The 3,121-nt window shown below is 58.0% G+C and carries 3 protein-coding genes; 2 read left to right on the top strand and 1 reads right to left on the bottom strand.

What is annotated here, in order from left to right; genetic code table 11:
• Window positions 1–323 precede the first annotated feature (323 nt).
• Window positions 324–989 (bottom strand): hypothetical protein, encoded by a 666-nt coding sequence (locus VGN62_RS02320; RefSeq protein ID WP_232014889.1) that lies wholly within the window; start codon window positions 987–989, stop codon window positions 324–326.
• Window positions 990–1,315: 326 nt separating this feature from the next.
• On the opposite strand from VGN62_RS02320, the gene VGN62_RS02315 reads away from it, so the two are divergent.
• Both VGN62_RS02315 and VGN62_RS02310 read left to right on the top strand, forming a co-directional pair.
• Window positions 1,316–2,071, top strand: coding sequence for a hypothetical protein (locus VGN62_RS02315; protein WP_310088293.1), 756 nt, complete (start codon window positions 1,316–1,318; stop codon window positions 2,069–2,071).
• 189 nt (window positions 2,072–2,260) lie between these two features.
• Window positions 2,261–3,121, top strand: an 861-nt coding sequence (locus VGN62_RS02310; RefSeq protein WP_327450770.1) for a 3'-5' exonuclease, incomplete at its 3' end; no start/stop codon positions are given.

The raw sequence follows: 3,121 nt of genomic DNA, 5'->3' as shown, positions 1-3,121 counted from the left end.
GAGCAACTCCGGTCGACAAACAGGCTCCCGAGCCACTCCAGTGTAGGTGTCCAGTGCGCTCGCAAGGCTGTCGTCATCCATACAGCCCATCATCTGACGCGATCACCCCACGACGCAAGGTGGCCCGGAAACAGCGCTTACACCGCGTCCCAACCTGAAGATCAAATATGCCGTTTACTCGCGCTGCTTCCTCGGGCGAAAAGGAACTCCACAGACAGCGTTTCATGTGCTTCCGACCGATCGGGAGACGCGCGAGCGCATCGATGCTTTAACAAGCCGCCAGAGGCTTCAAAGTCAGCCGAAGCTCAGACGAAAAGCCGCAATCACGCAGTTGCGGCAGACGTCTGTTCTTGGTCCACGATCCGTATGGACTCTCGCATGCGACCTACGTCGGGGATTAGCAATTCTTCTTCTTTCCGATCGTTCAGAAATGCAGCGACATCTTCCGATTCAATTGTCATCGACAAGATCAATGGCTGACCCAAATTTCCCCATGATTTTGGCCACGTGGTTGCATAGAATGAAGCGATTTCGAAATTTAAGGTCCAGCTTACGCCGTCCGCGAGCTCGTCGAAGTCGCCCGCGCCGCCGCGGTATACTGTTAGGGGGAATTCCATCGCGTTGAGCTGATCATGTTCGTCCGCCGTCATGAGATCCGGACCCCAGTCTTCCACGAAATCCTGCATCGTCCATTCTTCTCCGCCAGGACAATGTGCAACAGCACTGACATATGATCCAAGCCGGCCGCCATTTATGTAAGGCTCGCTGTCCCAAGCATGGCGCAACGCTCCACTGATCATCGGCCTGTTCAAGGGCAGATAGCATGCCCAAGCTTCGATCATTGAAGCGATAAGATCCAAACGCTCGCGATCGTTGAGCCGCAAGAAGATCGCCGCGCCTTCTTGACGATCTTTGACCCGCCCTTCTTCGTCGAGACTGTGAAGGCGGGAGAATTTTTTAGCTTGTTCAGCGAGGAATTCAGACGGCATGCTCAAGCTCTCTCCCGTTGGTGCCTATATGGGATGCATCAACAATCTTGAGAAATGGTTGCCGTAGTTACAGACGTCGAGGACAACCGAGAAACAGGACGCGATCGGCGACTAGGATTGTTCGCCATCGGACAATCGTTTTGCGGCGCGCCCTCCCGCATTCCCATGAACTGCAGTCTCCAGAGATCTCGGTTAACAGAAATTAACATTCAATCATTCGCGAACTATTGAATTATCTATCTAAGTTTCCATATGGTCATTTGCCGGCGGTGTCGCCCCGCCTCTGCACTTGCAAAATTGCCACTTTGGCGACCAGGAGACGTTCAATGGACCTGATGACCATTGCCCCCAAAAGCATTCCCGGCAGCGCTGCGTCGATCAAGGCGGATCCGATCGTGCTCGATCCTCTCGCGGAAGACTGCCTTCACGACGACGCCGCCATCATCACCACGCGGCGCGCAATCACACGCGTTGCTTTGGTTGCAGTCGAGACCGGAAGCAGGTTTCAGCGCGAGGGTATTGAGTATGACCCTATGTCATGGATGCTCGCTCCGCGACGGCTGTTCAACGGTCGCGCGGCGATCGATGCTTGCCTCGAGCGCGAGCACTGCCTGCGAAGCATTCTCGTCCACGGACTGTCCTTGGGGCTCGATCTTGCGCCCACAGCGGTCGATACTCTTCTATCGGAGGATGATGAGGACAAGCGCCGGCGATCACGGCAACATATGTCGTCCAAACGGAAGGCGGGAAAAAGGGATCACCTCTCCGGCAGTCTTCCTTTGGCAGCGCCCCGATTGTTCACGGCGACCATCATCTATTCTAACCGAAAACTGATGCTTCAGGCATTCCATGCCTCCATCGCGCATGAGCCGTCCGAGATCTCGGCCCGTTTGTGTGAACGCTTCGGGCACTCCGCCGCTGATGTCGCCGACATTCGTGAGGGTTTTCATCAATCAACACCAGTGGCGATGGCGTTGGTCCAAGAGCCTGTCGCGGAACTTATCCGCCGTGTAGCGCCTGAAGCAGATCATCCATTGCACCATGATTTCGCCGTGACCATCGAGCAGCGCATCGACGTCTGATCTTAGAATATGATGATCGACGCCGAGCCTATGTCGCCGCTTGCCGCCGACTTGGCCGTTGGCATCGAGAAGCACTTTCGGGCCTGACAATATCGTGGACCGCGCTCGCTCTCGGGCCCGGGCACGGACCCGGACTCGAACACCGGCGCATTTGGCTCGGGCGAAGTTCTTTCAAGCATCGGAGACACAATGAAGGACGAGATTCCTGATCCGGCTGCGCTGTGCGTGCCGGACGGCGACGATGATGTGCGCCTGCTGCGCCGGCTCGATGTCCGCGAGGGCGAGACTGGCGTTGGCGGCCGCGTCGATACTTTTATCGGCGTCGCTGTCGACTGCGAGACGACTGGTATCGGTGACGACGACGCAATCATCGAACTCGCCTTGCGTCGCTTCCGCGTCGATCCATCTGGCGTGATCGTCAAGATTGACCGGCCATATTCGTGGCTAGAGGATCCGGGAAGCGATCTGCCAGAGGACATCGTGCGCCTGACCGGCATTACCGACGCCGACGTAGCCGGCAAGGCCATCGACGAGACGGCGGCAATGCGGCTTCTCAAATCAGCTACGTTCGTCTGCGCGCATAATGCTGCTTTCGACCGTCGGCATATTGAGAGCCGGCTACCGGAGGCTGCGGGGCTCGCCTGGTGCTGCAGCTGCAACGACATCGACTGGCGCGCCAATGGTTTCGACGGCCGGTCGTTGGGGTGGCTTCTTGCGCAGAGCGGATACTTCCACGGTGCGCACCGCGCCGTGGACGATGTCGACGCGGTGATTCAAATTCTACGACAGAATATGCCTGATGGCACGACTGCGCTCGCGCAGATGCTGACCACCGCCCGCGCGCCCAGCTGGCGATTCCGCGCGGTCGGCGCCTCCTTCGAGGTGAAGGACTTGCTGCGACTGCGGGGTTACCGCTGGGACGCTGCGAGCAATCCGAAATGCTGGTGGCGAGAAGTGCCCGACGCCCGTCGCGCCGAGGAGGAATGGTGGCTCGCCAGTCATGTCTACTCGATGGAGGCCAATCCCCGAGCTCTTGGACCGATCATCGAG

Source organism: Sphingopyxis sp., from assembly GCF_035998905.1.
Classification (GTDB): Bacteria; Pseudomonadota; Alphaproteobacteria; order Sphingomonadales; family Sphingomonadaceae; genus Sphingopyxis.
The sequence above is the reverse complement of the archived record's forward strand: the minus strand, read 5'-3'. Positions and strand labels throughout refer to the sequence as shown.

Excerpts from the sequence above, each read along its gene's own strand:
- VGN62_RS02320 (WP_232014889.1), bottom strand. The coding sequence starts at position 989 with ATGCCGTCTGAATTCCTCGCTGAACAAGCTAAAAAATTCTCCCGCCTT.
- VGN62_RS02315 (WP_310088293.1), top strand. The coding sequence starts at position 1,316 with ATGGACCTGATGACCATTGCCCCCAAAAGCATTCCCGGCAGCGCTGCG.